This is a genomic window from Christiangramia sp. OXR-203 (genome assembly GCF_034372165.1).
Taxonomy (GTDB): Bacteria; Bacteroidota; Bacteroidia; order Flavobacteriales; family Flavobacteriaceae; genus Christiangramia.
Map to the genome: position 1 here is coordinate 2,330,480 of NZ_CP139698.1, position 25,550 is coordinate 2,356,029.

General features: G+C 33.1%; 25 protein-coding genes. 21 read left to right on the forward strand and 4 right to left on the reverse strand.

All coding sequences use genetic code 11. The features are described 5' to 3' along the window. Positions 1 to 12: 12 nt before the first annotated feature. The 5 genes from T8I65_RS10790 (at position 13) to T8I65_RS10810 (ending at position 2,894) form a co-directional block, all read left to right on the forward strand. The gene (locus T8I65_RS10790) at positions 13 to 597 is read left to right on the forward strand and encodes a hypothetical protein (protein WP_322300614.1); all 585 of its coding nucleotides are present in this window, start codon (positions 13 to 15) and stop codon (positions 595 to 597) included. 182 nt (positions 598 to 779) lie between these two features. Further along, positions 780 to 1,214 (forward strand): hypothetical protein, encoded by a 435-nt coding sequence (locus T8I65_RS10795; protein WP_322300615.1) that lies wholly within the window; start codon positions 780 to 782, stop codon positions 1,212 to 1,214. 4 nt (positions 1,215 to 1,218) lie between these two features. Next, positions 1,219 to 1,482, forward strand: coding sequence for a hypothetical protein (locus T8I65_RS10800; protein ID WP_322300616.1), 264 nt, complete (start codon positions 1,219 to 1,221; stop codon positions 1,480 to 1,482). Between the two features lie 316 nt (positions 1,483 to 1,798). Further along, on the forward strand, positions 1,799 to 2,266 hold the full coding sequence (locus T8I65_RS10805) for a DUF423 domain-containing protein (RefSeq protein ID WP_322300617.1): 468 nt from the start codon (positions 1,799 to 1,801) through the stop codon (positions 2,264 to 2,266). Positions 2,267 to 2,516: 250 nt separating this feature from the next. Then, positions 2,517 to 2,894 carry a hypothetical protein gene (locus T8I65_RS10810; RefSeq protein ID WP_322300618.1) on the forward strand — a complete coding sequence of 126 codons (378 nt, stop codon included), beginning with the start codon at positions 2,517 to 2,519 and terminating at the stop codon, positions 2,892 to 2,894. Between the two features lie 317 nt (positions 2,895 to 3,211). Here T8I65_RS10810 and T8I65_RS10815 read toward each other — a convergent pair whose 3' ends face one another. Continuing rightward, complete coding sequence (locus T8I65_RS10815; protein WP_322300619.1) at positions 3,212 to 4,177, reverse strand: IS110 family transposase; 966 nt, start codon at positions 4,175 to 4,177, stop codon at positions 3,212 to 3,214. 354 nt (positions 4,178 to 4,531) lie between these two features. Here T8I65_RS10815 and T8I65_RS10820 point away from each other — a divergent pair, with 354 nt between their 5' ends. Both T8I65_RS10820 and T8I65_RS10825 read left to right on the forward strand, forming a co-directional pair. Further along, complete coding sequence (locus tag T8I65_RS10820; protein ID WP_322300620.1) at positions 4,532 to 5,803, forward strand: SH3 domain-containing protein; 1,272 nt, start codon at positions 4,532 to 4,534, stop codon at positions 5,801 to 5,803. 152 nt (positions 5,804 to 5,955) lie between these two features. Then, positions 5,956 to 6,921: a hypothetical protein gene (locus T8I65_RS10825; protein WP_322300621.1), complete on the forward strand. Its 966-nt coding sequence runs from the start codon at positions 5,956 to 5,958 to the stop codon at positions 6,919 to 6,921. A gap of 163 nt (positions 6,922 to 7,084) precedes the next feature. Here T8I65_RS10825 and T8I65_RS10830 read toward each other — a convergent pair whose 3' ends face one another. Then, positions 7,085 to 8,194 (reverse strand): IS110 family transposase, encoded by a 1,110-nt coding sequence (locus T8I65_RS10830; protein ID WP_322300622.1) that lies wholly within the window; start codon positions 8,192 to 8,194, stop codon positions 7,085 to 7,087. 231 nt (positions 8,195 to 8,425) lie between these two features. On the opposite strand from T8I65_RS10830, the gene T8I65_RS10835 reads away from it, so the two are divergent. The 5 genes from T8I65_RS10835 (at position 8,426) to T8I65_RS10855 (ending at position 14,262) form a co-directional block, all read left to right on the forward strand. Continuing rightward, the gene (locus T8I65_RS10835; protein ID WP_322300623.1) at positions 8,426 to 9,256 is read left to right on the forward strand and encodes a restriction endonuclease; all 831 of its coding nucleotides are present in this window, start codon (positions 8,426 to 8,428) and stop codon (positions 9,254 to 9,256) included. A gap of 495 nt (positions 9,257 to 9,751) precedes the next feature. Continuing rightward, entirely contained in the window at positions 9,752 to 9,946 is a 195-nt protein-coding gene (locus T8I65_RS10840) for a hypothetical protein (protein ID WP_322300624.1), read from the forward strand. A 58-nt stretch (positions 9,947 to 10,004) separates the two neighbouring features. After that, on the forward strand, positions 10,005 to 10,835 hold the full coding sequence (locus tag T8I65_RS10845) for a GLPGLI family protein (protein ID WP_322300625.1): 831 nt from the start codon (positions 10,005 to 10,007) through the stop codon (positions 10,833 to 10,835). Beyond that, positions 10,832 to 11,611, forward strand: coding sequence for a GLPGLI family protein (locus T8I65_RS10850; RefSeq protein ID WP_322300626.1), 780 nt, complete (start codon positions 10,832 to 10,834; stop codon positions 11,609 to 11,611). The genes T8I65_RS10845 and T8I65_RS10850 overlap by 4 nt, the downstream gene beginning before the upstream one ends. 32 nt (positions 11,612 to 11,643) lie before the next feature. Next, positions 11,644 to 14,262, forward strand: a complete 2,619-nt coding sequence (locus tag T8I65_RS10855) for a carboxypeptidase-like regulatory domain-containing protein (RefSeq protein WP_322300627.1) — start codon at positions 11,644 to 11,646, stop codon at positions 14,260 to 14,262. Between the two features lie 113 nt (positions 14,263 to 14,375). On the opposite strand, the gene T8I65_RS10860 is transcribed toward T8I65_RS10855, so the two are convergent. After that, positions 14,376 to 15,341 (reverse strand): IS110 family transposase, encoded by a 966-nt coding sequence (locus tag T8I65_RS10860; RefSeq protein ID WP_322300619.1) that lies wholly within the window; start codon positions 15,339 to 15,341, stop codon positions 14,376 to 14,378. 341 nt (positions 15,342 to 15,682) lie between these two features. Here T8I65_RS10860 and T8I65_RS10865 point away from each other — a divergent pair, with 341 nt between their 5' ends. Continuing rightward, positions 15,683 to 16,321, forward strand: a complete 639-nt coding sequence (locus T8I65_RS10865) for a hypothetical protein (protein WP_322300628.1) — start codon at positions 15,683 to 15,685, stop codon at positions 16,319 to 16,321. Between the two features lie 601 nt (positions 16,322 to 16,922). Here the strand turns inward: T8I65_RS10865 and T8I65_RS10870 are convergent. Further along, positions 16,923 to 17,105: a hypothetical protein gene (locus tag T8I65_RS10870; protein WP_322300629.1), complete on the reverse strand. Its 183-nt coding sequence runs from the start codon at positions 17,103 to 17,105 to the stop codon at positions 16,923 to 16,925. Between the two features lie 572 nt (positions 17,106 to 17,677). On the opposite strand from T8I65_RS10870, the gene T8I65_RS10875 reads away from it, so the two are divergent. The 8 genes from T8I65_RS10875 to T8I65_RS10910 all read left to right on the forward strand — a co-directional run bounded on the left by T8I65_RS10875 (position 17,678) and on the right by T8I65_RS10910 (position 25,520). Then, complete coding sequence (locus T8I65_RS10875) at positions 17,678 to 18,205, forward strand: Crp/Fnr family transcriptional regulator (RefSeq protein ID WP_322300630.1); 528 nt, start codon at positions 17,678 to 17,680, stop codon at positions 18,203 to 18,205. Between the two features lie 57 nt (positions 18,206 to 18,262). Next, positions 18,263 to 19,033, forward strand: coding sequence for an MBL fold metallo-hydrolase (locus tag T8I65_RS10880; protein WP_322300631.1), 771 nt, complete (start codon positions 18,263 to 18,265; stop codon positions 19,031 to 19,033). Positions 19,034 to 20,811: 1,778 nt separating this feature from the next. Next, positions 20,812 to 21,429 (forward strand): hypothetical protein, encoded by a 618-nt coding sequence (locus T8I65_RS10885; protein ID WP_322300632.1) that lies wholly within the window; start codon positions 20,812 to 20,814, stop codon positions 21,427 to 21,429. Positions 21,430 to 21,610: 181 nt separating this feature from the next. Further along, positions 21,611 to 22,117 (forward strand): hypothetical protein, encoded by a 507-nt coding sequence (locus T8I65_RS10890; RefSeq protein ID WP_322300633.1) that lies wholly within the window; start codon positions 21,611 to 21,613, stop codon positions 22,115 to 22,117. Between the two features lie 491 nt (positions 22,118 to 22,608). Beyond that, positions 22,609 to 23,427 (forward strand): endonuclease/exonuclease/phosphatase family protein, encoded by an 819-nt coding sequence (locus tag T8I65_RS10895; protein WP_322300634.1) that lies wholly within the window; start codon positions 22,609 to 22,611, stop codon positions 23,425 to 23,427. A gap of 77 nt (positions 23,428 to 23,504) precedes the next feature. Beyond that, the gene (locus T8I65_RS10900) at positions 23,505 to 24,089 is read left to right on the forward strand and encodes a hypothetical protein (protein WP_322300635.1); all 585 of its coding nucleotides are present in this window, start codon (positions 23,505 to 23,507) and stop codon (positions 24,087 to 24,089) included. 326 nt (positions 24,090 to 24,415) lie between these two features. Next, entirely contained in the window at positions 24,416 to 24,769 is a 354-nt protein-coding gene (locus T8I65_RS10905) for a hypothetical protein (protein WP_322300636.1), read from the forward strand. An 82-nt stretch (positions 24,770 to 24,851) separates the two neighbouring features. Next, positions 24,852 to 25,520, forward strand: a complete 669-nt coding sequence (locus T8I65_RS10910) for a hypothetical protein (protein ID WP_322300637.1) — start codon at positions 24,852 to 24,854, stop codon at positions 25,518 to 25,520. Positions 25,521 to 25,550 lie beyond the last annotated feature (30 nt).

The following is a 25,550-nucleotide window of genomic DNA, read 5'->3' on the forward strand; positions in this document are numbered from 1 at the left end:
GTTGTGAGCAATATGAGAAAAAGATTTGCAATCATATTTTTAGTATTTATCTATTCTTTTCAAGAATCAAATTATAGAATACTTGATTTTGGTCAGTTTAAAATTACAGTACCTAAGAATTGGAACAAGTTCAATGAAAAAGGATTGGATAGTTACATTGGCGGTATAATTACAGATACTAAAGACACTTTAAAATTTGACCTTGGTAGGCACTCCCAAGATTTAATAAAAAGTGATTTTCCTATGGTTTATGATGCTCGAAGATTAGCTGAATTAACTGTAAAGGAACTTGAAATGTTGCCGGATACAAAACATCTAATCGTGGATAGTACAACTAGAGATATAAATTATCATGAATATTTACAGTATCAATTTGAAAACGACTCTATCAGTTGTTTCAAAGCAAAATTTATCACACCGAGAAATAAAAAATTTGGAGGATCTGGAATCTATATTGACAGTTTAAAAGGTAGCGATAAAATGCATTACAAGATTAGTTTTAATTTTTACGGTTGGTATTTAGATGAAAAGACTCAGGACAAATTTTTTAAAGCTTTAAAAACCTTACAATTTAAAGAGGATTGCGAAAACAATTAGATATAGTACTCATACAGCTCACAACAACGGTTAATCGCCAATAGACGGCAGCGTTAGAAAATAAATAGTTAAATTGACCAACAAAACAATACTAAGCCGACAAATCCACGTCCCCTACTCCGCCAACTGGCGATAACCGAGACCGTTGTGAGCAATTTTGCAAAAAAATTCTGCTATAAAAAATGAAACTGACTTTTGAAAAACCAGAAAATGGTTGGTTACCAATAAAATTTCAGAATGAAGATTTTCGTCTGGAATTTACATCTTCGAAAACCCCAGAAAATCCTATAAAGCAATTTTGCAGTAACTTAATTCAAAGTGCTAAAGGAACCGATACTATAACTATTTTTAATACAGAACCTGAATTATACTTATTCAAGATTAATCAAAAGAAAAACGAATTTAATTTTGAAATCATTCATCACGAAAAACCTAAGAGAGAGGTTTCTGTTTACAATGAAAAAGGAACCTTTGAAGAAATATTTTTGCCTTTATTCAGAGCAATCAAGAAATTTTCAACTATAGATTTTAAAAGTTCAGATTGGGAAAAAATAGATTCTCATAAAATTGAAAAATTAGATAAAGTTATTGCAGAAGAAAAAGCTATTAGAAACTAGAAATATGGACGGAAGTTTAGGTCATTTTAAAGCTACTCTGCAACGAAAAAAACAAAGAGCTGAAAAAAAAGGAAACAGAGCTGAACATTATTCTTCAAAACCAGGACAAAAGGTAGAATATAATTTCCCTAAACTTTCAAAAGATGAACTAGAAAAATTAAAGGAGAAAATCAGACTTGACAGTAAAAGAAGAAAGAAAAAGCAGATAATTATTTTTATGATAATAATTATTTTTTCTTCAATTAGTCTATATTTTGTGTTTAACTAGCAAAACAGCTCACAACAACGGCTCATCGCAAATAACGGGTAGCTAGCTGAAAATTGTTATTTTAGAGACCAATTATTAAAATAACTAAGCCGACAAATCCGCGTCTTTACTCCCGCAACTTGCGATAGCCGGGACCGTTACAAACAAGAACGACTGAGAGTTTTAGGAATAGAAGTAAAAATGATATCCAACTATATTAAAACTCCATTAACTACAGATCGAACATCACATATTTTTTCAAGTAGGAGTTAAATCTGACAGAAATAATTAATTTCACGTTGAAATTAAGTGAAGCTAAAAATTTAAAAATGCTATTATGAAAACTTGGGAATTTAGAATGGAGAGTACTCCTAGCATGATAAGTGAAAAATTAGATTCTTCACTTGAGTCGTTCAACGGATTTGTGTTCAATATTAAAAATGATAAAAAGAATTTAATATCATTTAAAATTCGCAAACGACTGCAGTACGCCTGGTACATAATTTATCATAATAACATAATCGTTAATGGCAGATTAGGTGGAACAGAAACTAAAAATGCAACGAAAGTAGAAATCACTTTCAAACAACATTTTTTATGGAAATTAGTGATATTTACACATTTGGTTTTGGGCTCTGGTTTTATAATAGCCCTAATAGCGAATAATAATACAAATATTGCTATATATTCATTTGCGGCAGCCTTAATAGCAATTGGCATATTCTTATGGAGCAAACTACAGAAAAAGTACAATAGAAATGTTCAAGAATATAAAAATCTGATATCTGAAATTTTAGATCTTTAATGAGCATTTGGTTTTCGTTCCAGTTTGTAACAACGGTTAATCGCCAATAAGCGGCACCGTTAGTACGAAAATAATTAACTTGACCAACAAACCAATACTAAGCCGACAAACCCGCGTTCCCTACTCCGCCAACTGGCGATAACCGAGACCGTTGTGTGTAATTTTTATGGAAAGTAGAAATTTTAAATACTTTATTATAGTAATAATCATCCTATTGATTTTGACCGTTCCTTTTATGGATTTTCAAATCATGAAAATTAAAAGTTATACGGAAGAATTAGAAGAAGTAAATAACTTTATCCTAAAAAATAAAACTGAATTAGATAAAATTTCATTTTCAGCTTTAAAGAATAGAACAAGCGAATTTCCAGTCCTAAAAAAAGCTATAAATAAATCCGAATTAAGTGCAATAACACTTTATCAGGAGAAGGGAATAGTATTCAAATTTCAATGCACAAACAATAGCAATGGCAATTTTATTGATAGCGATGATAAATATTATTTGATAAAGATATTAAATGGAAAAACTGAACTTTTAGGCTATGAGCAGTTTGTAGATTATTCGAAAAGTCCAATTGAATTAGGAAATAACTGGTATTTGATTGAACAAAATATCACTTATGATTAAAAATAAATTTAAAGGATTAGGAGAAGTTATTTTGTGAAAAAATGATATGTAAAATAAATAAAAAGAACTTTGATGATATTTTGCAATTATGCAAAAATTCTCAACTAAAATATACTACAGAAAAATTTGATAGGATAGAATGAATTCTGAAAACTATGTTATAGAAAATGTTTACTATTATTCCATTCTTTATAATTTATATTTCCAAAAACACAGATTACTTATCTAAAAAAAGGAATAGAGGAACTTTAGAATAAAAACTTAATCGAGATAAAAAACTACACACAACAAAGAACTAAGGTAAAATCCAAGTACTTCTAAGCTAATTTCGACATATAATTTTCCTGGTAATAGGTTCCTGATTTAGCGATTGCAAATGCTTGCTTTAGTAGTTTATTACATACTGCTATCAATGCTAGCTTCTTGCTTTTCCCCTTCTCTACTATACGCTCATAGAGTTTCCTGCATGCCCTATTGGTTCTACAGGCAGTGAAGCTACACATGAATAGTAAGTTCCGAAGTTTTCGATTTCCTACTTTACTGATTCTACTTCTTCCTCTTACACTGGTCCCGGACTGTCTGATTGTTGGCGTTAGCCCACTATAACAACAAAGTTGCCTCGCATTCTCAAAACTGGTGAATCCATCGGTAAGTACAATCAATAGCATCGCGGTCTTCTTCCCCATACCAGGAATGCTGGTTAACTGCTCCAGCTGATCTTTCTGTGTTTCTTTTACCAATGACTCCAGCTTGGTTTCAATCTGGGTTAGTTCTTTCTCTAATTGCTTCAGCATTCGATTTAAAGAACGACTGACTGTTTTCGAAGGTATTCCTAATGCTTTCTCTCCATGTATTTTATTCTTGACGGCAGTACGCTGTTTCAGGTAAAGATCCTGAAGACTCAAGAGTTGCAAACATTCGGCCTGTACTGCATTTCTTGCTGTGTACAAAGGAACCTCAGTAGCCTGGGCATACTCACAGATTGCTTTGGCATCACTCTTATCAGTCTTGACTTTAGAGAGCTTCATTTGAATAAAACGCTTTACTGAAAGTGGGTTTACAACCGACACCGTGATACCTTTCTCATAGAGATACTGAGCTAACCTGTAATGGTAGTAACCCGTTGCTTCCATTACTATCAGGCTATCTTTTTGAATAGCTTTAAGGAAGCTTTTAAAGCCTTTTAGATCATTGGAGAACTGATTGTGCTTTCCACCTTGATCAACTACATCAAAGAAAGATTTACTAATGTCTACTCCGTAAAAATGTTTAATTTTATCCATAATAGATTGATTGGAAAGAACAGCTACTTTAGTTTTCATCGACTTTAAAACGAGATCCAGGTCTCACAGAACTAAACGAAATTAAAGTAGTAAAGAGAGGGGATTATCATTGTTGACGGAATCTGAAGTTCCCACGGTTCATATAATCTTATTCCTCTCTTTGGTTCTTTCTAATTTAACTATTAAAATTTAGAGAAATTAAACTTAAGACGGTTAATCGCCAATAAGCGGCAGAGTTAGAAAGAAAATAATTAACTTGACCAACAACACAATACTAAGCCGATAAATCCGCATCCCCTACTCCGCCAACTGGCGATAACCGAGACCGTTACTTGCAATTATTTAAAAAAATATATGAAGTCAAGAATTTTACCTATCCTACTTATAATATTTTCTTTGTGTTTACAGACATTTGGTTATACACAAACAAATTCGAACCACGTAAAAGTTAAAGGCTATTATCGCAGTGATGGAACGTATGTAAAACCTCATTATAAAACAGCTCCGAATTCGACAAACAGGGATAATTTTACAACCAGAGGTAATACTAATCCGTACACTGGTGAACCAGGTTATATAATTCCTGATTCTAGTCCGAATACATCTACTAATTCAACTAATAGCTCATATTCATCTAATTCATCATATCAAATATATAACTATACCAGTACTTCGAACTGGTCTAGCAGCTACTATGAAGAAAAACCGATATATACTACCACTAATAATGCAAACTTGATGGAGCGTAAAAGCACATCGTCTGCAATTCAAGTAGTTATCCCTGCTAATTCAAATGTAAAAGTGATCAATTCTTTTTTTGGTGACTGGTGGGAAGTATCTTATAATGGAAAGACTGGTTATTTAAACAGCAATTTATTATCCTTTAATTCTGACTCAAATACAACTAATAATCACAATTCAGGTTGGTCAAATAGCTTTTACGATGATAAGCCAACTTATACTACCACTAGAAATGCATATCTGAGAGAGCACAAAAGCACGTCGTCTGCAATTCAAGTAGTTATTCCTGCCAATTCAAATGTAAAAGTCATCAATTCTTTTTTTGGTGACTGGTGGGAAGTATCTTATAATGGAAAGACTGGTTATTTAAATAGCAATTTATTATCCTTTAATTCTGACCCAAGTACAACAAATAATCGCAATTCAAGTTGGTCGAATAGCTTTTACGATGATAAGCCAACTTATACTACCACTGGAAATGCAAATTTGAGAGAGCACAAAAGCACATCGTCTGCAATTCAAGTAGTTATTCCTGCTAATTCAAATGTAAAAGTAATCAATTCTTTTTTTGGTGACTGGTGGGAAGTATCTTATAATGGAAAGACTGGTTATTTAAATAGCAATTTATTATCCTTTAATTCTGACCGAAGTACAACAAATAATCACAATTCAAGTTGGTCAAACAGCTTTTACGATGATAAGCCAACTTATACTACCACTAGAAATGCAAATCTGAGAGAGCACAAAAGCACATCGTCTGCAATTCAAGTAGTTATTCCTGCCAATTCAAATGTAAAAGTAATTAATTCTTTTTTTGGTGATTGGTGGGAAGTGTATTATAAAGGAAAAACAGGATATATACCTAGCTCTTTATTAACTAAATAACTGCAAGTAACAACGGTTAATCGCCAATAAGCGGCAGCGTTAGAAAGAAAACAATTAACTTGATCAACAAACCAATACCAAGCCGACAACTCCGCGTCCCTTTCTCCGCCAACTGGCGATAACCGAGACCGTTGGGCGTAATTAATCAAAAAATGAATCAAGGTTTACTAATTAATGATTTAGAACTAGGCTATGCTCCTTTAAGTGCATTTCATTTTTCAAAGTTTATAAACGATAAAGAATTTCATTCTAATGTCTTTGATAGTCATATCTATATCATTGCACAAAGGAAGGAAGTGACTTTTAGTAATTTCTTTTTTTGGGAAAGAGAATTAGAATTAAGTTTTGATATTGAACAAGAGGATAGTCCAAATATTATAAGATGTATTCTACCTGTTTCGCAAAAGAACATTTCGGCTAAGCGAGGAGAAATTGTTGAACTAAGAATGCATAATCGAAAAAGTACTCCAGAGAAGAAAATTGGTCCTCCATTTAAAGGTACTCAAGCGTTTACAATTCAATCTAGAAACCCAGTAACAGGAAAAATCAAAAGACTCGCACAATTTACACCTGATAAGCTTTTTCAAAACGTTTGGAAAGGACATATAAAAGCAAAATTCAATAAGTCTTACACTGAATTATTAGAATACAACGTTCAATATGTCGGAAAATCTACAGAGCAAAATATTTGTAAAAGACTGACAGGTCACTCTACATTTCAGGAAATTTTAATCAATCAAACATCTTTATCTTTTAAGAATATTCCCTCAAATGAAATCATGATTATGTTATTTAGAGTAAAGGATAACAATACAATGGTTAAATGGGGAGTTGATTCAACTCCAGAAGAAATAACAGAATATTTGACCAATTATATGTTGCCATCTGATAAAACAATTTCTTTAGATGCTGAAAAAGCATTGATCAAACATTTGCAACCAGAATACAATAAGATACTATATAAATCTTTTCCAAGTAAAACCGATTTAGTTCATCAAGATTTTCACAACTCGATCTTTTATGGATTAAGTGACCCAATCAAATTAATCTTTAAAAAAGGAGAATTGCAGGGTAATGAAGATTGGAGTGAAAGAAATCACATAATAGTTGATAGGTAAAATTAACTACGCCCAACATCGGTTAATCGCAAATAACGGGTTCTGTCAAAAAAGTGTAATTTTAGAAACCAAGAAATAATGGTTAAGCCGACAAGTCCGCGTCCCTACTCCCGCAACTTGCGATAGGTACTGTGTTATAAAACAAGTATTTTTGATTAAAATTTTAGGAAGAAGTCAATGCTAAATTGCTTCTATCCTGTGCAGCAAGGACTTCGGTTCTTGCTGTCTTTTTTTGTTCATATTTTGGGTCGTAATCTTTTTCATTCTTCCATATGCTGTACATTAGTATTAATAATTTTCGCTCCACTGCCACCAGAGCAATCATAGGTTTAGCCTTAGTAGGTTTCACGCGCTCATAAAACTTCTTCAATGTCGGATTACATCGGACAGCGGTCATTGCCGGCATATAAAGTGCCCTACGTATATTTTTATTTCCTTTCTTACTGATCCTGGTCTTGCCCTTATAAGCACCTGATTCTTTCAGCACTACATCAAAACCAGCATAACTGGTAAGTTGTTTGGCATTGTTAAAACCAGTGAAGCCTAAGGTTTCACCCACTACCGTAGCTGCCGATACAAAGGAGATTCCTGGAATACTTTCCAGGTGTTTAATTCTACGCTTTAGATCACTGGTTTCACTGATCAATACCTTCATCTCTTTCTCAATCTCCTCCAATTGTTTAGCGATCAATTTTAAGCGCTGTTGATACCTCTTTAGCTCTCTTTTGTTTGTATAGGCAGCATGTTCAGTCGCATGAAGCCTGTTCTGCTCTATTTGTTTCTCCTTTAGAAGAAAGGAGCGTTCACGACTCAAACCTTTCAATTCTCTCAAAACAGGATTTGGAGGTGTCCAGAGTGGTAATGCTCGTTCACATCCAAGCATAGCCAGCATGCGACTATCTAAAGCGTCGGTCTTCGATCTTTGATCCAAACTCTGGGCATAACGCTTAACACGACCAGATTGCATCACGCTCACCTTAAAACCAGCTTCATAGAGGTAATAAACAAAGGCTTCATGATAGATCCCAGTAGATTCCATAACTATCCAGAGGTCCTCTCTAGAAACTACTTCTTTATCAAGCCAACGTATTAATTTTTTAAATCCGGGAAGATCATTACCTACTTCAAAGGAATCTTCAAACTCTTTTGCCAGGTCAACCGTTAGACGGCAAAGGCATACAGCCAAATTCTCTTTTGACACATCTACTCCCAAGGTTACTTTTAAAATATGGCCCTCCATAATTGTTTGATTATAAACCTTATTCTCTATCACTTTTGCTCGTCTTTGATACGATCTCTACTAAAGGATCCAGGTACTGTTCAAGTTCTCAGAGAAAAATGTAAGGGTGGAATTTCTATCGCACGATATCATTATAGAAATGTATCAACCGTAACCTCCCTATCCCTTCCATTGGTTTAATTATTAATTCCTATTTTTAGCTAAATTACCTCGAGAAATCTAACATACGAACCGTAACCGTTAGCTCCAATAAATTTTTAGAGAATGTGGAGAATATATGAAGAAAAACTACATCAAGTTTTAGTTGAAAATTATCCTGAAAGCAGAATAGAATTTGACGATCAAATTTTTGGAATATACAGCAAAACTGAAAGACAAATTGATATTGCTCTCAGAGGAAATATAGCAGGAAATAAAGTTTTAGGCATTATTGATTGTAAATACTTCAGTAAAAAAATTGATCTTAAAGTTGTGGAAAGCTTTATCGAAATGATGCAAGATGTAAATGCAAATTTTGGAATAATGATTACTAATAAAGGTTATTCTAAAGCGGCTAAAAAAAGAGTTAAGAATTCTAATCTAAAATTAGATATTTTGAACTTTAATGATATCGGAGAATTAACTTTAACTGTAGATTATTTTTTTAATAAGAATATTCTTGGACTTCAATTATCAAAATCAGAATTTCTAAAACGGAATAAACAAAATTCTGGTTATTTCGATCAAGATAAGTCGAACTATAAAAAACGTCTCATTGTTTTTAAGGAAGGATTTGCTAACAGAGAATACTTTGCTTTTAAGAAATTACTTGAGAGTGTTGTAAGAGCATTTAGAGATTTTCCACAAATGGAAAAGGTTCGAATTATAATTCCGGCTAAAAGAAATGAAGAAACTAAATTCTTATACAAGTGTGAAGTTTCAAAAACTGAAATTGAAAATTTTCTAGGTTTAGAAATTGATCATTTAAGAGAGGATATTTCGAATTGGAGATCAGATTTTTTGAAAGATTTGGATAAAAGTAAAATTCTCAAATTCTCGGAAATTTACATTTCAAAAGAAGAATATGTTGAGTACTCAAAAATTAACTGGAGCTAACAACGTATATCGCAAATGGCGGGTTTATTAGAAAAGAACTAAATTAGATTCCATAATAAACAAAACCGTAAAGCCGACAAATCCGCATTCATAATTCCGCGCCACTTGTCGATATACGAGACCGTTAGCTGCAAATATGGATCAAATTCATCATTCCATAACAATAAATTTATGAATGATTTATTGAATTTTCTACATTATTTCTCCTTTCTATGTTAAAAACAAAAGTTTAAAGTGAAAAAATAATTAAATTAGATTTTTTTGTATAATTAAATATGTGATTCTTACCCTACTTCGAATCCATTAATTTCTAATTGATCTTATTTCATAATAGTAAAAAACCCCTGATTGGGGAGTTCTTAATATTGCTTAATTATTAATCTCTTAAATAACCTGCCTATGTAACATGTTATTCTACCAACCAGAGGAATATGCTGCAAATGTAGCATTCTTCGCAGACAACAAAAAAATATTTATAATCTTGAAATTTTTATTATGAAAAATTTATTTTTAACGCTCGCACTTGTTTTGGGAACTGCATCTACATTCGCTGGAGATAATTCACTAGAAGAAGTGGATGATTGTGTAAATGTAACATTATCCTGTGGAGTTTCAGGATGTGTATACGTTACTTCAATGGAAATGCTAATAGATCACATTGAGTTTGCAGAAGCTTATTGGTGTGAGTAATTGAATGCAACAGGGCTGAAATTCCAGCCCTGTTTTTTATAATTTAAAATTTTTTGATATGACGTTAAAAATAAAAATTCATTTTTGCTTAATAATACTATTATTTTTAAGCTTCCAAAATGTTGTAAATGCTCAGAACGGTAATTCAACAAATTATAAGGCTATTTATAGATTAACGTATCAACCAAGTAAAGTGGATAATTTCCAAAAACAGGAAGATATGTTGTTACTTATTGGTTCAGATTATACTAAATTTTTGAGTTTAGGAAAACATAAAAAAGATTCATTACTGAGAAATAAAAAAAATACAAATTCTGGTTTTTCAAGTGTACTAAGAAATCTTCCCCAAACCGAATTTGACTATGTCATCGTGAACGAACTTAGTAAATCCAATATAGTTTATAAACAAAAAGTGCTAAAAGACAATTTCAGTTATGAGGAAAATCCCGAACTAAAATGGGAAATTCGCAATGAAAATAAAACTATAGCTGGTTATGTCTGTAAAAAAGCAAAAACAGAGTATGCTGGACGTGAATATTCTGCTTGGTTTACATCGGAAATTCCAGTTAGCTCAGGTCCTTATAAATTTGGTGGATTGCCCGGTCTAATCCTCGAAATATCTGACAGTGAAGAAGAATATCATTTCAAATTGATCAATCTAAAAAAGATTAAAGATCCGATTCCTTTTTATAACAGTTCAAACACAGTTAAAACCGAAAAAGAGGTCTTCTTGAAGGTTTTAAAAGAGTACGAAGAAAATCCATTTAAAAAGATGGAACAAACGGGTATAAAAATTAATTTTTCTGATAATTCAAAAAAAACGGAAATGCTCAAAGAGCATAAGAAAAAATTAAAAGAAGAAAATCCCATAGAACTTAAAACTATATGAAAAAATTTATTTCTCATCTGTTTTTCTTTTTACCAATACTCTTATTTTCTCAACAAAGCAATAATCCATTACGGATAACTTATGAACTGTCATTTCAAATTGATTCTTTAGATCAATCTTCTGTAGATACAGAATATATGTACTTAGATGTGGACGATAAGGTTTCTGTATTCAGAAGTCAAACTACGCACCTAAAAGATTCTATATTAAGCTCTAAAAATCCTAGGGCATTATTTGGGATTCAAAAATCGAAATTTAGATATAAAATATATAAGGATCGGAAAAATGATGAATTAATCTGTTTATATGATTTTACTACATTTAAATATAAAACAGAGAATAAATTACCCCAGTTAGTTTGGAAAATTGAGAACAGTAAAAAAAATATAATGGGATATGAAACTACTTTAGCACGTACACACTTTAAGGGCAGGGATTATGAAGCATGGTTTGCCCCTAACCTACCGGTTCCGGAAGGTCCTTATAAGTTTAACGGTCTGCCTGGAATGATCCTTGAAGTTTATGATTCAAAAAATCACTATCATTTTACAGCCAAAGGTATAGAGAAAATTAAAGTGTCCGTAAATGTTGCGGATCAAGATTACACCAGAATTTCAGATGCTAATTTAGATTTGTTTCGAAAAAAAATAAAGGAAAAGCCATCCCTAATATTGAACAATCCCGGTATACACATCCCAAAAGAAGGTTTGGATAAATATGATAGAAATCAAAGGGCAAGATTGAAAAATCAAAATAATCCTATCGAACTTGAATAAAGTAAATGAAGATAAAATGCTGTTTTCTCTTTTTGTTGGTATTTATCTTCAGTAAAAGTTTTTCGCAAACAGTTATTACCGGCGAAATTACTGATAAGGACAAGCAACGTTTGAGCGGGGCAACCATTACTATAAGCCAAGATTCAACTGCAAATATAGTTGCTTATGGAATTTCAGATAATCATGGTAAATTTCAAATAGATGTAAAGGCTGATTCAGAATTCTTTTTTATTAAGGTTGCACACTTGGGTTTCAAAAATTGGAATAGCAAACTTCAAAATAAAACTCAACATCTTACAGTGCGCCTTACAGAATCATCAGAAGAATTGAAGGAGGTGCATATAGAATCGAATATAATCGAAATAAGAGGAGACACCCTTAGTTATTCCGTTTCAGCTTTTAAAGATCAAAAAGACCGCGTGATAGCCGATGTGCTAAAAAAAATGCCTGGAATAGAAATACGCAGTTCCGGTCAGATCTACTACCAAGGCGAACCTATCCAAAAATATTATATAGAAGGCCTCGATCTATTGGAAGGACGGTATAACCTCGCCAACAATAACCTCTCGGCAGATGATGTATCGCAGGTTCAAATACTGGAAAACCACCAACCCATAAAGCTATTGGACAGTCTGGAATTTTCCGAAAGGGCTTCTTTAAATATAAAACTTAAAAAAAACGTGACCTTAACCGGCAGTGCTGAATTTGGCAGCGGTCTTTCACCCATTCTTTGGAAAGCAAATATTACCCCGATGGTTTTTACCAAAAAACAACAAGCAATTTTTTCTTACCAGAGCAACAACACGGGCAACGATGTATCTCGCGAGATCAGGGACTTTTCCTTTGAAGATATTGGAAGACAGGAATTTAATATCAACAAAAGGGATTGGCTTTCAATCCGTAAAATTGCAGCACCATCTTTTTCCCAGGAACGCTGGCTGGACAATAATGTACATTTAGGATCAGCTAATTATTTGATTCGGCTTAAAAAAGATATTGACCTAAAGGTAAATGTTTCCTATTTGAACGATAGCCAACAACAAATGGGAAATACTCAAACCCTTTTCTTTACACAGAATGATACCATTTCTATTTCCGAAAGAGTTAATAATAATTTTTATATCGAAAATTTACAGTCCAAATTCATTTTGGAAAAGAACACAGATGATAATTACCTGAAAAACACTTTGGAAATAAATGGCTTTTGGGATTCACAGTTTGGTGATATTCGTACCCAAGATGACCATATTTCGCAATCACTCAACAACCCATTCTCGGCATTTAGAAATAAATTAAAACTTCTTAAACCATTCGGAAAACAATTAATGACCTTTGCATCTAATACAGGCTATACAGAATCCTCACAAACTTTAAATGTAGATCCTGGTCAATTCAAAGAATTATTGAATGAAGAGCAACCTTATACAGAAACAAATCAGATTTTAAAATCTTCCACCTTTTTTACCGAAAACTCCGCAGGCTTTACCAAAGGATTAAAAGATATTACTATTGCACCTGAGATTGGTTTCGCAATACAAAGTGAAAAATTGGATAGTCAATTAATTCTAATTGACTATAATGAAACTGATACCCTCAAAGGAAATTATCGTAATGATCTCAATTTCTTTTCTTCAAATATTTATTTAACAAACAAGTTTACCTATAAGAAAAATAGCTGGAATATACGCCTTCAAACACCTTTCAATTATCGCATTTTTAATATTGAAGATATTGTTTTAGATAAAGAGCAAAACTTAAACCGCTTCACTTTTGAACCTGATTTATATATTAAAAAAGAGTTTTCAGCATTTTGGGAAGCTAGCGTATCCGCAAATCTTAAGAATAATTTTGGCGATGTTACTAATTTATACTACGGATTTATCCTGACCGACTACCGGAATTTACAGCGGTACAATACACTAATAACAGAGAATTTTCAACAAAATTATAGCTGGCGAATTTCCTACCGTAATCCTATTAATTCCATTTTTGCCAGTAGTTCTTATAAATTTTCGCAAACAAAAAACAACCTTTTATATAGCAACCGTATAAATCAAAATGGAGCGACCATTTTTGAAGCGTTGGTAAAGGAAAATTATTCCAATTCACATAATTTAAGTCTTAGGGGCAGTAAATATTTTAGCAAACTCAATACTACTTTAAGTTTAAGCTCTACCTTTTCAAGCATTGAACGGGAACAATTGTTAAATGAGCGTTTTGCAGACATACAAAATCAAAATTTGAATTTTAATGCGAAATTGGAATCTGAAATTACAGATTGGTTAAGCACTACTTATAATGCTGATTTAGGTTATTTATACACTATTATAGAAAGTAGAGAGACTGCACCAATAAGAACTCAATCACATTCCGTAGATTACTTCTTTTATTTAAGTGAGCAGCAATATTTAAGTGCAAATTCTGAATATTATTACAATAGTATTTCAAACAGAAATCGTAATAACTATTTCCTGAATTTAAATTATCAATACACCTTCAAAAAACCGGCTTTTGATTTAAGAGCCAGTTGGAATAATGTTTTAAATACCAATGAATTTGTGAGAGTTTCTAATTCGGAGTTCTCATATATTCAGAGTACCTATAGACTTAGGCCTTCGCAACTTCTGGTAAGTTTAAAATTTTCTTTTTAAGTATAATTCTTTTTTTTCAGAAATTCATTTGTTCTTTAAAATTTGGTTCTAAATTAGCTTATCGTTAACCATATCAGCAGCTAACAAAGAACTAAGGTAAAATCCAAGTACTTCTAAGCTAATTTCGACATATAATTTTCCTGGTAATAGGTTCCTGATTTAGCGATTGCAAATGCTTGCTTTAGTAGTTTATTACATACTGCTATCAATGCTAGCTTCTTGCTTTTCCCCTTCTCTACTATACGCTCATAGAGTTTCCTGCATGCCCTATTGGTTCTACAGGCAGTGAAGCTACACATGAATAGTAAGTTCCGAAGTTTTCGATTTCCTACTTTACTGATTCTACTTCTTCCTCTTACACTGGTCCCGGACTGTCTGATTGTTGGCGTTAGCCCACTATAACAACAAAGTTGCCTCGCATTCTCAAAACTGGTGAATCCATCGGTAAGTACAATCAATAGCATCGCGGTCTTCTTCCCCATACCAGGAATGCTGGTTAACTGCTCCAGCTGATCTTTCTGTGTTTCTTTTACCAATGACTCCAGCTTGGTTTCAATCTGGGTTAGTTCTTTCTCTAATTGCTTCAGCATTCGATTTAAAGAACGACTGACTGTTTTCGAAGGTATTCCTAATGCTTTCTCTCCATGTATTTTATTCTTGACGGCAGTACGCTGTTTCAGGTAAAGATCCTGAAGACTCAAGAGTTGCAAACATTCGGCCTGTACTGCATTTCTTGCTGTGTACAAAGGAACCTCAGTAGCCTGGGCATACTCACAGATTGCTTTGGCATCACTCTTATCAGTCTTGACTTTAGAGAGCTTCATTTGAATAAAACGCTTTACTGAAAGTGGGTTTACAACCGACACCGTGATACCTTTCTCATAGAGATACTGAGCTAACCTGTAATGGTAGTAACCCGTTGCTTCCATTACTATCAGGCTATCTTTTTGAATAGCTTTAAGGAAGCTTTTAAAGCCTTTTAGATCATTGGAGAACTGATTGTGCTTTCCACCTTGATCAACTACATCAAAGAAAGATTTACTAATGTCTACTCCGTAAAAATGTTTAATTTTATCCATAATAGATTGATTGGAAAGAACAGCTACTTTAGTTTTCATCGACTTTAAAACGAGATCCAGGTCTCACAGAACTAAACGAAATTAAAGTAGTAAAGAGAGGGGATTATCATTGTTGACGGAATCTGAAGTTCCCACGGTTCATATAATCTTATTCCTCTCTTTGGTTCTTTCTAATTTAACTATTAAAATTTAGAGAAATTAAACTTAAGACGGTTCATCGCCAATAAGCGGCACAGTTAGTGAGAACATAATTAACTTGACCAACAACAAAATACTAAGCCGACAAATCCACGTCCCCTACTCCGCCATCTGGCGATAATCGAAACCTTTAGCACGCATATATGAAAAATCTAACTTTAATAATTTTTTACTTAATTGTCTTCTCAATTTCTGCACAAGAATTGGATGGAAAATGGTTGATGACTAAAGAAGGTGACACTTATACCATTCCAGAAAATTTAATCTTAGAAATAAATTCGAATTCGTTGAAATACTTTTCATTTGATGAACTACAATCTTCAATTCCAATAAAAATCGAACATAACAATATCATTATAAATCAAAATCAGACTGATTTCGTGGAGTTTATTAATGATGATAGAATTATAATAAAAAGTGAGGGAAAAGTAAGCGAAAAAGATTCTTTGATCATCACAGAATATGTTAGATTAAAAGAAACTAAGACAAAATTATCCGCTAAAGAGATACAAAACTTATCATTTAAGTTTAATTGGAATGATGAAAAATTCAAACTTGTATTTAATAAGGAATTAGGAAGTCCTCAGGTTATGAAGATGATGGAAAAGGATGAATTGACAAAGATTCGTCTTGATAAAATTGATTCAACTTATTTCATTTCAATTTTTCAATTTGGGAAAAGAGAAACAATAATTCCAATAAAAGAAGTTTCTAATGATAAAATGATTCTTTATGGAACGGCTAAAAAACCTTACGAAATAGTAGGAAAGAAAATCGATTAACATACGCATCACAACAAATAGCTAAGGTAAAACCCAAGTACTTTCAAGCTAATTTCGACATATAAGTTTCCTGGAAATAGGTTCCTGATTAAGCGATTGCATATGCCTGTCTAAGCAATTTATTACATACGGCAAGAAGTGCTAGCTTCTTATTCTTCCCCTTCTCTACTATACTCTCATAGAGCTCCTTGCAAGCTTGGTTCTACAAGTAGTGCTGCTACACGTAAATAATAAATTTCGAAGTTTCCGATTCCCCACTTACTGAATTTATTTCTTCCTGTTACACTAGTTCCAGATTGTCTGATCGTTGCCGTTCGCCAACTCTAAAGACAAAGCTGCCTGGTATTCTCAAAACTGGTAAATCCATCGGTAAGTACAATCAACAGTATCGCGGTCTTCTTTACCATTCCAGGTATGGTATACTAGTCAACTGTTCCAATTGATGATTCTGTGTTTCTTCCACTAGAGATTCCAGTTTGGTTTCAATCTGGGTTAACTCCTTCTCTAATTGTAGCATTCGGTTCAGAGAGCTACTGACGGTTTTCGAAGTGGGTCCCTAGGTTTTCTCCTCATATGTTTTATTCTTGACGGCAATATACTGTTACAGGTAAAGATTCTGAAGACTCAAGAGTTGCAAACTTTGCGCCCTTACGGCATTTCTAGCTGTATACAATGGTACTTCGTTCGCCTGAGCATACTCACAGATCGCTTTAGCATCGCTCTTATCAGTCTTAACCTTGGAAAGCTTCATTAAAATAAAAGGCATTACTGAAAGTGGATTCATAACCGATACTTTTATTCCATTCTCATAGAGGTGCTGAGCCAGCCGGTAATGCTAGTAACCGGTAGTCATAAAAAACCTTTTAAACCATTTTTAACTGATCATGGTTGCCATTCTGATCAACTACATCAAAGAAAGATTTGCTAATATCTACTCCGTAAAAATGTTTCATTTTATACATAACAGATTTTTGGAAAGAACAGCTACTTTGGTTTTCGTTGACTTTAAAACAAGAGCCAGGTTTCATAGAACTCGGGCGTTATTAAAGTTATAAAGAGAGAGGACTATCATTATTAACTGAAACCCAAATTCTAACGGTTTCTATATTTAATTACTTTCTTTGGTTCTATCCAATTTAACTATCAAAATTTAGAAAAATTAAACTTAAGACGGTTAATCGCCAATGATTGGTAGCGTAAGTAGAAAATTGTATTTTAGAATTCAATCATAAAAGCAATTAAACCGACAAACCGCGTTCTTACTGGAGCAACTTGCAATAGCCCCGATCGTTGGCAACAAGCTAAATGAACATCGACCTAAAAGAAATATCGTCATTCTTCGAAACCGAATATCCGTTGAATAAAGATGGATTACGCAAATTACTTTCGTTATTTAAATTAGAAAAAGTAAAAAGAGGAACGCAACTTCTTAAAGCTGGAACAGAAGAAAAAAAATTGCGATTTTTGAATAAAGGTGTCATAAGAGAATATTATGCAACCTCAGATAAAGAGGTTAACATTAACTTCTATACAGAGCCTCAGTTTATTACCGATTTAACTTCTTTTAATGCCGATTCTAAAACGAAAAAATATCAAGAGGCTTTACGTGATGTTGAGCTTCTTGCAATCGACAAAAGTTCCTTTAGAAAATTACTGAATGAGTACGACTGTGGAAAATCCTTCATAGATTTATCATTTCAACGATTGCTAAGAAACAAAGAACTTTTTGAATATAATAGAATAACCAAAAGTCCAGAGGTACTGTACAATGAACTTTTCATTTACAGACCAAATTGGCTTGATAAAATTCCACAGTATCATATTGCTTCGTACTTAAATATTACACCTGAAACTTTAAGCCGAATCCGTAAGCGTATTTCTTGATTCAAATCAATGAAAAGCATATCATCTCATGATAATTTTAAATCTTAAAACAAGATTATGAAAATACGTCACTTGCGAAATGCCACAATGGTCATAGAGGCTAAAGAACAATTTATTTTAGTTGATCCAATGCTAGGAGAAAAGGGAACTGCCGGACCGCCTTTTACACTTTTCAGATTTAAACCTAAAAGAAACCCAATTCTTGATTTACCAAACAATGCGATGGATATAGTGAATAAAACAACACATTGTATCATTACACATTTACATCCAGACCATTTAGACAAAAAGGCAGAAAAATTCTTAATATCAAATAACATCCCCATTACCTGTAGTATTAAGGATGAACAGATATTAAGAAAACGAGGTCTGAATGTAGTAGAAACTGTTGATTATTGGAAAGAATCTGATTTTTTAGGAGGAACTATTGAGGGTATCCCAGCAAGACACGGTTACGGTTTTGTTGCAAAACCAATGGGTAACGTTATGGGTTTCTTTATTCAATTACCGAATGAGAAAACTATTTATTTAAGTGCCGACACCATTTACACAGAAAATGTTGATAAAGTTTTAAAACAATTTAAGCCCGATATCAACGTAGTCGCCTGTGGAACTGCTCAACTCGATATTTTTAAACCATTGCTAATGACAATGGATGATATTATTACATTCACCAAAAACTCATCTGGTATTGTAATTGCAAATCATTTGGAAGCTGTTAATCATTGTCCGACTACAAGAACGCAATTAGCAAATGAGTTTAAAAGACATGGCCTATTGGCAAAAGCAAGAATTCCGAATGATGGAGAAACAATAGAAATTGAATAAAGCCAGTTGCCAGCAATGTGAATAATTCATTGCTAACTATAGCTACTTACACAAGTCCTCGTCGACTTTCTATTCGATTTTATTTGCTTACCTTAATACTATGGCACACAATGGAATCGCGAGACCGTTGGCGATTATTAATAACACTAAATGAATAAAGAGCAAAGATGGGTAGAAGCAGGATACCAGACTTTTGCTGTTGAAGGTCCTCAAACATTACGAATCGAGAAACTTGCAAAATCAGTTGGTAAGAATTAATCCTCAGTCTACCATTTCTTTTCTGACATGGAGGTTTTTACTGAACGCTTTTGAACTTTCATATGACACAAGCTAAAGTAATGAGCGAGAAAGAATCAAATGCTCAGAATTAGGCCGAATTAACACAAATAATTTTGGACCATAAACTTGATTTGCTTTTCAATCGCCAGTTAGGAATTTATAAAGATAATTCAGATTCTCAAACCTGCTTTATTAAAACGAATGAGATTTCTTTATCTGGGTTTGTGCCAATATGGAAAAAAGTAATTGATTTAAATGATAATAACCATCTGGCCAAATGGTAATGTTGCTCAGTATAGAAAACTTTTTTCTTCAAATCACGGATGAGACCTTAAATTTGATCTAATCAAACAGGTCAGATATGCAAATTCCGTTTTGCAGAACACAAAAATTCCATAAGTAATTTAAAAGCAACCGCCTTTGTGATGGGCTTTTTTGGTCCGATATTTTTCTTAGGATCCAGGTTCAGTATTTCTGAAGCAGCCCGATCGACCTCAGACTTTTTAAGTTGGCCAATAGACGGTGTTCTAGTTTATACCGAACCTACAACAAGATTTATATCTGCATTCACAGCAGGTTTCTTATTCGGTTGGGGAGTAATGATATGGTGCTTATTAATGTGGGTTCATTTATGAGAAAGCTCCTGAATTTGTATGACGTAGTGTCCTTATTGGTTCACTCTCCTGGCTTGCTTTGGATAATACGGGTCCAATCGCTTCAGATAATAATTTAAATGCATTTTTAAATATCATAGTCCTTCTATTGGCAATTGGACCAATATGGGCGTCAGCTAAAGACAAATAATCACTCAAAATTAAAGTTACAACGGAACAAAAAAATAAATACTACTTTTTAAAAGGTCTGTTAATAATCCACACACTTGGTTTATTAATTTATACAGTTATTGCAATCCAAAATGGTGGTGCCAATTTGCTGGCAAAAGCACAAGAATTGCTACTTCAATGACTTGGATGGGTCAATTCGCCTTAGACTTTCGATGTTATTTAATACTATCAGCATTATGGATTGCTTGGAGAGACAAGTTCTCACTTAATTCAATTGTAATTGCGATAGTAGCAATGATTCTAGGGATTATTGTATTAGCACCATATTTACTCTATTTATTATCTAAAGAGAAGGGTGATTTAAAAAGGGCCTTAATTGAAAACAGATAAAACTACCGCTAAAGTTTTTTGCAGGAAAGTTAATTTTAGATGTGAAAGAAGTATCTAAAACCACCGCAAGCAAACTGCTGAGAGAAATTTATTATTACACTTAGAAAATAAAATTCCATATAAAACTACTGCCAACACGGTACATGAACATTAACAGTTTGAGTGAAAACTCGAACCGTTTTTGTCTAAATTCAAGTATATTGTTTTACCAGAAGTAACGTCTAGAAATACGCTATTGCTCCTACACAAACTGTTGCAACAAGCCGAAAAATCCAACTCATGAGATACATTTTGATAAATAAAAGGAGTAAAAAATCACATAGTATGATAGTAATTGTAATGCTCTCTATAGGCCTATTATGCGTTTCATGTAAGGAAAGATCTGATTCTTCGAAAAACACAGAAGGTGATTTAATAACGAAAATCAATGCTGTTCAGGAACAAGTGATGGCACAAGGAAATGTTTCGGCAAAAGAGGAACAGGCTTTATTAAGTTTATGCAGCATAGTTTCGCAAAATGATGGTATGGCAATCTATACTTCTGACGATAGTATTATATTGAAAGATGTAGAAATTGCTCCAGTTTATAATGGTTGTGAAGATCTATCAGAAAAAGAAACAAGAGAATGCTTCAAAGAAAAAGTAGCGGAATTTGTTAAGGATGAATTCAACTCAGATTTATTGAAGGATTTAAGTCTTTCAGAACCAAAGGAGGTTGAATCCTTTTTTATAATCACAGAAAACGGAAATCTAACCGGCATAAAGGTGAGAGATACAGAATTAAACATTCAAGCTGAAATTTTAAGAGTGCTTAGGAAACTGCCCGTTATGAAACCAGCTATTGATGATGGAAAAAATGTTTCTGTATTATGCTCTATAGTAGTTCGATATAAAGATAATATCGAAATTGATTTCGTTTACATTCCTGAAAGACCAAATTAGAATTAAATGTATAACTTATCGTATTGAGAATATGTCAGTCACCTAAAAAATAGAATTATTAATAAAAAGGAGAACCAGTGTGTCTTAGAAACGAGAAAAAAATGGTGAAATTGACTAATAAATAATACTGCTTCCTCAACCGGAGACAAAAAGCACATTGAAAATTCAAATTTTAAATAGTATGAAGCTCTCAACCATTTTATTTTTACTGCTGATCTTTGCTGAACCAATGCTAGCGCAGGATATTGATTTTGAAAAGTTAGAGGTTAATGGTCAAAGTATTTGTTCTTCGAAAAGTTTAATTCTGGAAAAATTTGGAGAACCTATAGAAATAACAAATCCAGATTATGAATGTGGCTTTCTTTCATCAGCAGAACAAATGAAAGAATTTGAATCAATGGTTTATAAAGACATCGTCTTTACCGGAAATAGAGAAAGTGATTATATTTTAGATGAATTCAAATTCAATAGCGATATATATACTTTAAATTATGGTGGCGTTGACTTGGATAAAGAAACAACAATAGAAAAGCTACAAGAAATATTTGGAAAATTTGATGATAAATATTCATCCGATCAATCAATTTATATATTTATTCCCAACCTGGATAAAATGCAAGGTGACGGTTATTTATTTCAGTTTAAAAAAGGCAAGCTAGTTTTGATTGAATATTGGAGTCGCTGTTAATTTTGTGGTAAATAGAAAATTATAAAAAACATCAAGTTTAATAACTTAACGCAACAAATCCGACATCAAAATCGCCCCAATAATTCCTCTTCTGAATGCAGTTTAGTACTCAGTCCCAACCAAAATTTTTAAGTGCTTAGGTTCATAGTGTTGAGGAACACCAATTAACAAATGATCTAATGCCGCAAAAACTATTCTTTTCAATTCATTTAGGAGAATAGATAAAAAGTCAGATCTAAACTATAATTTTGATAAAACTATCGGTATTTATGCACTATAGATTGTTTACGCTCAAATAATAATCAGATAGTATATAGGACATTCCTTAGCTTTCTAATTAGTCTTTGAACAAATATCTTTTCAGCAGTAATATGAAAATAACCTTTCTTAAGAGAATCCTGTTGCTATTGCTAATTGTAGTTCTATTAGCCTCTGTACTACCCCATCTCATAAAAAGTTATTGGCTAATAGATATATTTTCAAATTTTAAGATGCAACTTCTTATCACTTCGATCTTATTAGTGATTCCTACCTTAATACTGCTGAGAAAACAGGTACTAGCAGTTCTAATATTAGGCATTAACATCCTATGGAATCTTTATTTTATCATCCCGTATTACATCGAAACAACAATTCCTGTAACTGACAGTCAATTCAAGATCTCAAGTATCAACTTACTTTCTAGTAATTCGAATAAACAATTAACATCAAAATTCATCAAGAACGAAAGTCCGGATATAATGATATTAATGGAGCTTACTCCAAATTGGTTAGCTTATCTTGAGCCAGTAATAGCAGCCTATAAGTACAAAGAGATTGTTCCCCGGAATGATAATTTTGGCATCGCTTTATTAAGCAAGTATAAAATGACAAGTTCCGTGGACTATTTCAGTCTAAACGATAAACCTTCCATTATTGGAAATATAAGTATTCTACAACAGGAATTTACGATCGTGGCGACTCATCCAGTTCCCCCTATCGGCCAGCAATCATTCTTGAACCGAAACAAGCAATTGTCCAATATAGCCAGTAATATTCCCGGATATTCTAAAAATCTAATTATAGCCGGTGACTTCAATACTTCATCCTTCTCGCCTCATTTTGATAGCTTGCTGAAGCAGAATTTGAAAGATAGCAGGATTGGTTTTGGTCTTCTTCCAACCTGGCCTGCCGATTATAAGCTATTACAGACAACCTTAGATCATTTCGTAGTATCCAAACATCTACAGATTTCTAAGAGAGCAACAGGACCAGATATTGGATCAGATCACCTTCCAATCACCATGAGCATTGGTTTAGAAGCCAATTAAAATATATAAATTTGTTTCAGCCTGGCCAGCAACATATATTAGATTTGAATTAAACCTCGGCACTTACAATTCTAATAATGCAACAATCAAAAAAGAAGAGCTACTTTAAAGGCAAAACCGTATTTATAATTTCTATTCTAGTTATAACCACCACCTTTCTAAGTGTCTGGCTAAATGGAATGAGCTACAATAGAGGAATCACTACAAACCTCTACCTTTCTTTATCTATTATTGGAGTTATTCTATTCCTGTTCATGACCTACGGACTCTACACCGGCGCCGGACTTAAGGATAATTTCCCCAAATTCAGAAGTTATACAAAGGGTGAATTTTTTGGTGAAGGTACTCCGGGTAATTTTGAAATGCCTACTTCAGCTGTTGGTGATGGGATAGCAGGATTTCTTATTTCCATACTGCTCTGGATCCTCATGACGGTGGCCATGATTTTATTATTCATATTACTGGAAGCTTTGTTCTGGTTCACTTTATTCATCCTTATTTTGATGCTTTACTGGGTGTTTTTTAGAGCATTAAAACTGGTTTTTAATAGATCCGGTAAAACTGCTGGAAATATTGTGCTCTCTATGTCCTACTCATTCACGTACACGATTTTATATTTAGGATGGATCTTTGTGATCGCTTTCCTTGCAGATACTTTTTAAAATTTTGTTTCTAAAAAAAATCCAACTATTACAATATAATCACCTTTCAATACACTATATTCATCAAATTAGATCTGTATTTTAGAATTTACATATGACGCCGTTAGAACGGGTAATACTGTAGCTTGAAGTTATTTATTTTCTGAAACTGTAAATTTTAAATCAGTAATAATTTGTTGATGCTACTATTTTATACTAAAAAAATAACTTCGGAAAGTTTTATGACTATAACCAATTATTTTCAGTCAGTTATGTATATTTAACTATTCCCTGAAGACTGATGTACTCCAATAAGTAGATCCTGTATTCTTTAAAACGACAGAACAATGAAATTCAAATTCGTAGTAATTGCACTACTATTCTGTTTTACCGGCATAAATGCTCAGGAACAGAAGCCAGATCCTAAAAAACCTTATTCGGTTACAGAACTTAGGTTTGAGACTAAAAAATTAAGTGAATTAACCGATTTCGATTGGAATTCTCTGGATACGATCTTTGCAAACAATCCTCCTGAAACAGAAATTAACCTGATTTTCGAAATAAACGGCAAAGTCCGATTAAAAACCACAACAGTAGATAACATCAAATTTGTTGTTTCTGGCAAGGCTTCAGAACTAGATTCTTTAAAGGTCAAAGCTCAGGAGCTTATAAGCAAACTTGAGTCCAATATGAAAGAATGATAATTGGAATTCTACAGGTTACATTTAAAAATGTTCCTATTGACTTATGAATATTTGCTCTCGAATCTATAAAAATAATCCAATGAAAAAGATACTTCTAAGCCTGGCACTACTTCCCCTGTTGATTCAGGCTCAATCCGATCAAATCGAGAATTCAGAAGTCATCAATAAGCAGATCCAGGCTGAAACAGCTATGATCGATGTAACGCTGAACAGTCGGGCAGAGACCGAGGAAATGCAACTGCTATATGACTTTGAGAATATAAACAAATCTGAATTTACTTTTGATGGCGAGTCTTTAAAAGGACGTTACTATGTTTTACGAATGAAAGAATTTCTGGATGGAAAATTGATCGAAACCAGCAGTCTTTTTGACGAACGTGGAAACAAAATGTTTAAGATCGACTCCAGCAGCACTTCTTTTAAATTGATGAGCAAAATCGATCAGGGTGATCTTAAGATCTGGTTAAGGGGTCAACAATTTGGCAGCAAACAATCACACTTTGCACTTACCAATGACAATGGCAGGTATGTCGCCAAAGATTTTTTCGGAAGTAAAAAAAAGCTTGAAGAAGATATCAATAAACCATTTCATTTGATGGCCATCATCACTCCCAACAGAAATCCTGATGGTTCTGGTTCTTATTGCCGCGTCGCACAGTCTGAAATTGATCCTGAAAAATTGGGTACTGTTTTCGATATTCCGCATTATTACCTGATTGAAATTGAATTTATTGAATCTGAAGAGTAAAAATTTATTTTCTTCCGAAGAAAATGAGCA

What these genes read in the sequence shown, in the direction of transcription:
- T8I65_RS10870 (WP_322300629.1), bottom strand. Translation starts at nt 17,105, where the DNA reads ATGAATCCACTTTCAGTAATGCCTTTTATTTTAATGAAGCTTTCCAAG.
- T8I65_RS10800 (WP_322300616.1), top strand. Translation starts at nt 1,219, where the DNA reads ATGGACGGAAGTTTAGGTCATTTTAAAGCTACTCTGCAACGAAAAAAA.
- T8I65_RS10820 (WP_322300620.1), top strand. Translation starts at nt 4,532, where the DNA reads ATGAAGTCAAGAATTTTACCTATCCTACTTATAATATTTTCTTTGTGT.
- T8I65_RS10900 (WP_322300635.1), top strand. Translation starts at nt 23,505, where the DNA reads ATGCAACAATCAAAAAAGAAGAGCTACTTTAAAGGCAAAACCGTATTT.
- T8I65_RS10825 (WP_322300621.1), top strand. Translation starts at nt 5,956, where the DNA reads ATGAATCAAGGTTTACTAATTAATGATTTAGAACTAGGCTATGCTCCT.
- T8I65_RS10885 (WP_322300632.1), top strand. Translation starts at nt 20,812, where the DNA reads ATGATAGTAATTGTAATGCTCTCTATAGGCCTATTATGCGTTTCATGT.
- T8I65_RS10805 (WP_322300617.1), top strand. Translation starts at nt 1,799, where the DNA reads ATGAAAACTTGGGAATTTAGAATGGAGAGTACTCCTAGCATGATAAGT.
- T8I65_RS10890 (WP_322300633.1), top strand. Translation starts at nt 21,611, where the DNA reads ATGAAGCTCTCAACCATTTTATTTTTACTGCTGATCTTTGCTGAACCA.
- T8I65_RS10910 (WP_322300637.1), top strand. Translation starts at nt 24,852, where the DNA reads ATGAAAAAGATACTTCTAAGCCTGGCACTACTTCCCCTGTTGATTCAG.
- T8I65_RS10840 (WP_322300624.1), top strand. Translation starts at nt 9,752, where the DNA reads ATGAAAAATTTATTTTTAACGCTCGCACTTGTTTTGGGAACTGCATCT.
- T8I65_RS10880 (WP_322300631.1), top strand. Translation starts at nt 18,263, where the DNA reads ATGAAAATACGTCACTTGCGAAATGCCACAATGGTCATAGAGGCTAAA.
- T8I65_RS10895 (WP_322300634.1), top strand. Translation starts at nt 22,609, where the DNA reads ATGCAACTTCTTATCACTTCGATCTTATTAGTGATTCCTACCTTAATA.
- T8I65_RS10810 (WP_322300618.1), top strand. Translation starts at nt 2,517, where the DNA reads ATGAAAATTAAAAGTTATACGGAAGAATTAGAAGAAGTAAATAACTTT.
- T8I65_RS10850 (WP_322300626.1), top strand. Translation starts at nt 10,832, where the DNA reads ATGAAAAAATTTATTTCTCATCTGTTTTTCTTTTTACCAATACTCTTA.
- T8I65_RS10835 (WP_322300623.1), top strand. Translation starts at nt 8,426, where the DNA reads ATGTGGAGAATATATGAAGAAAAACTACATCAAGTTTTAGTTGAAAAT.
- T8I65_RS10860 (WP_322300619.1), bottom strand. Translation starts at nt 15,341, where the DNA reads ATGGATAAAATTAAACATTTTTACGGAGTAGACATTAGTAAATCTTTC.
- T8I65_RS10795 (WP_322300615.1), top strand. Translation starts at nt 780, where the DNA reads ATGAAACTGACTTTTGAAAAACCAGAAAATGGTTGGTTACCAATAAAA.
- T8I65_RS10790 (WP_322300614.1), top strand. Translation starts at nt 13, where the DNA reads ATGAGAAAAAGATTTGCAATCATATTTTTAGTATTTATCTATTCTTTT.
- T8I65_RS10845 (WP_322300625.1), top strand. Translation starts at nt 10,005, where the DNA reads ATGACGTTAAAAATAAAAATTCATTTTTGCTTAATAATACTATTATTT.
- T8I65_RS10865 (WP_322300628.1), top strand. Translation starts at nt 15,683, where the DNA reads ATGAAAAATCTAACTTTAATAATTTTTTACTTAATTGTCTTCTCAATT.
- T8I65_RS10905 (WP_322300636.1), top strand. Translation starts at nt 24,416, where the DNA reads ATGAAATTCAAATTCGTAGTAATTGCACTACTATTCTGTTTTACCGGC.
- T8I65_RS10815 (WP_322300619.1), bottom strand. Translation starts at nt 4,177, where the DNA reads ATGGATAAAATTAAACATTTTTACGGAGTAGACATTAGTAAATCTTTC.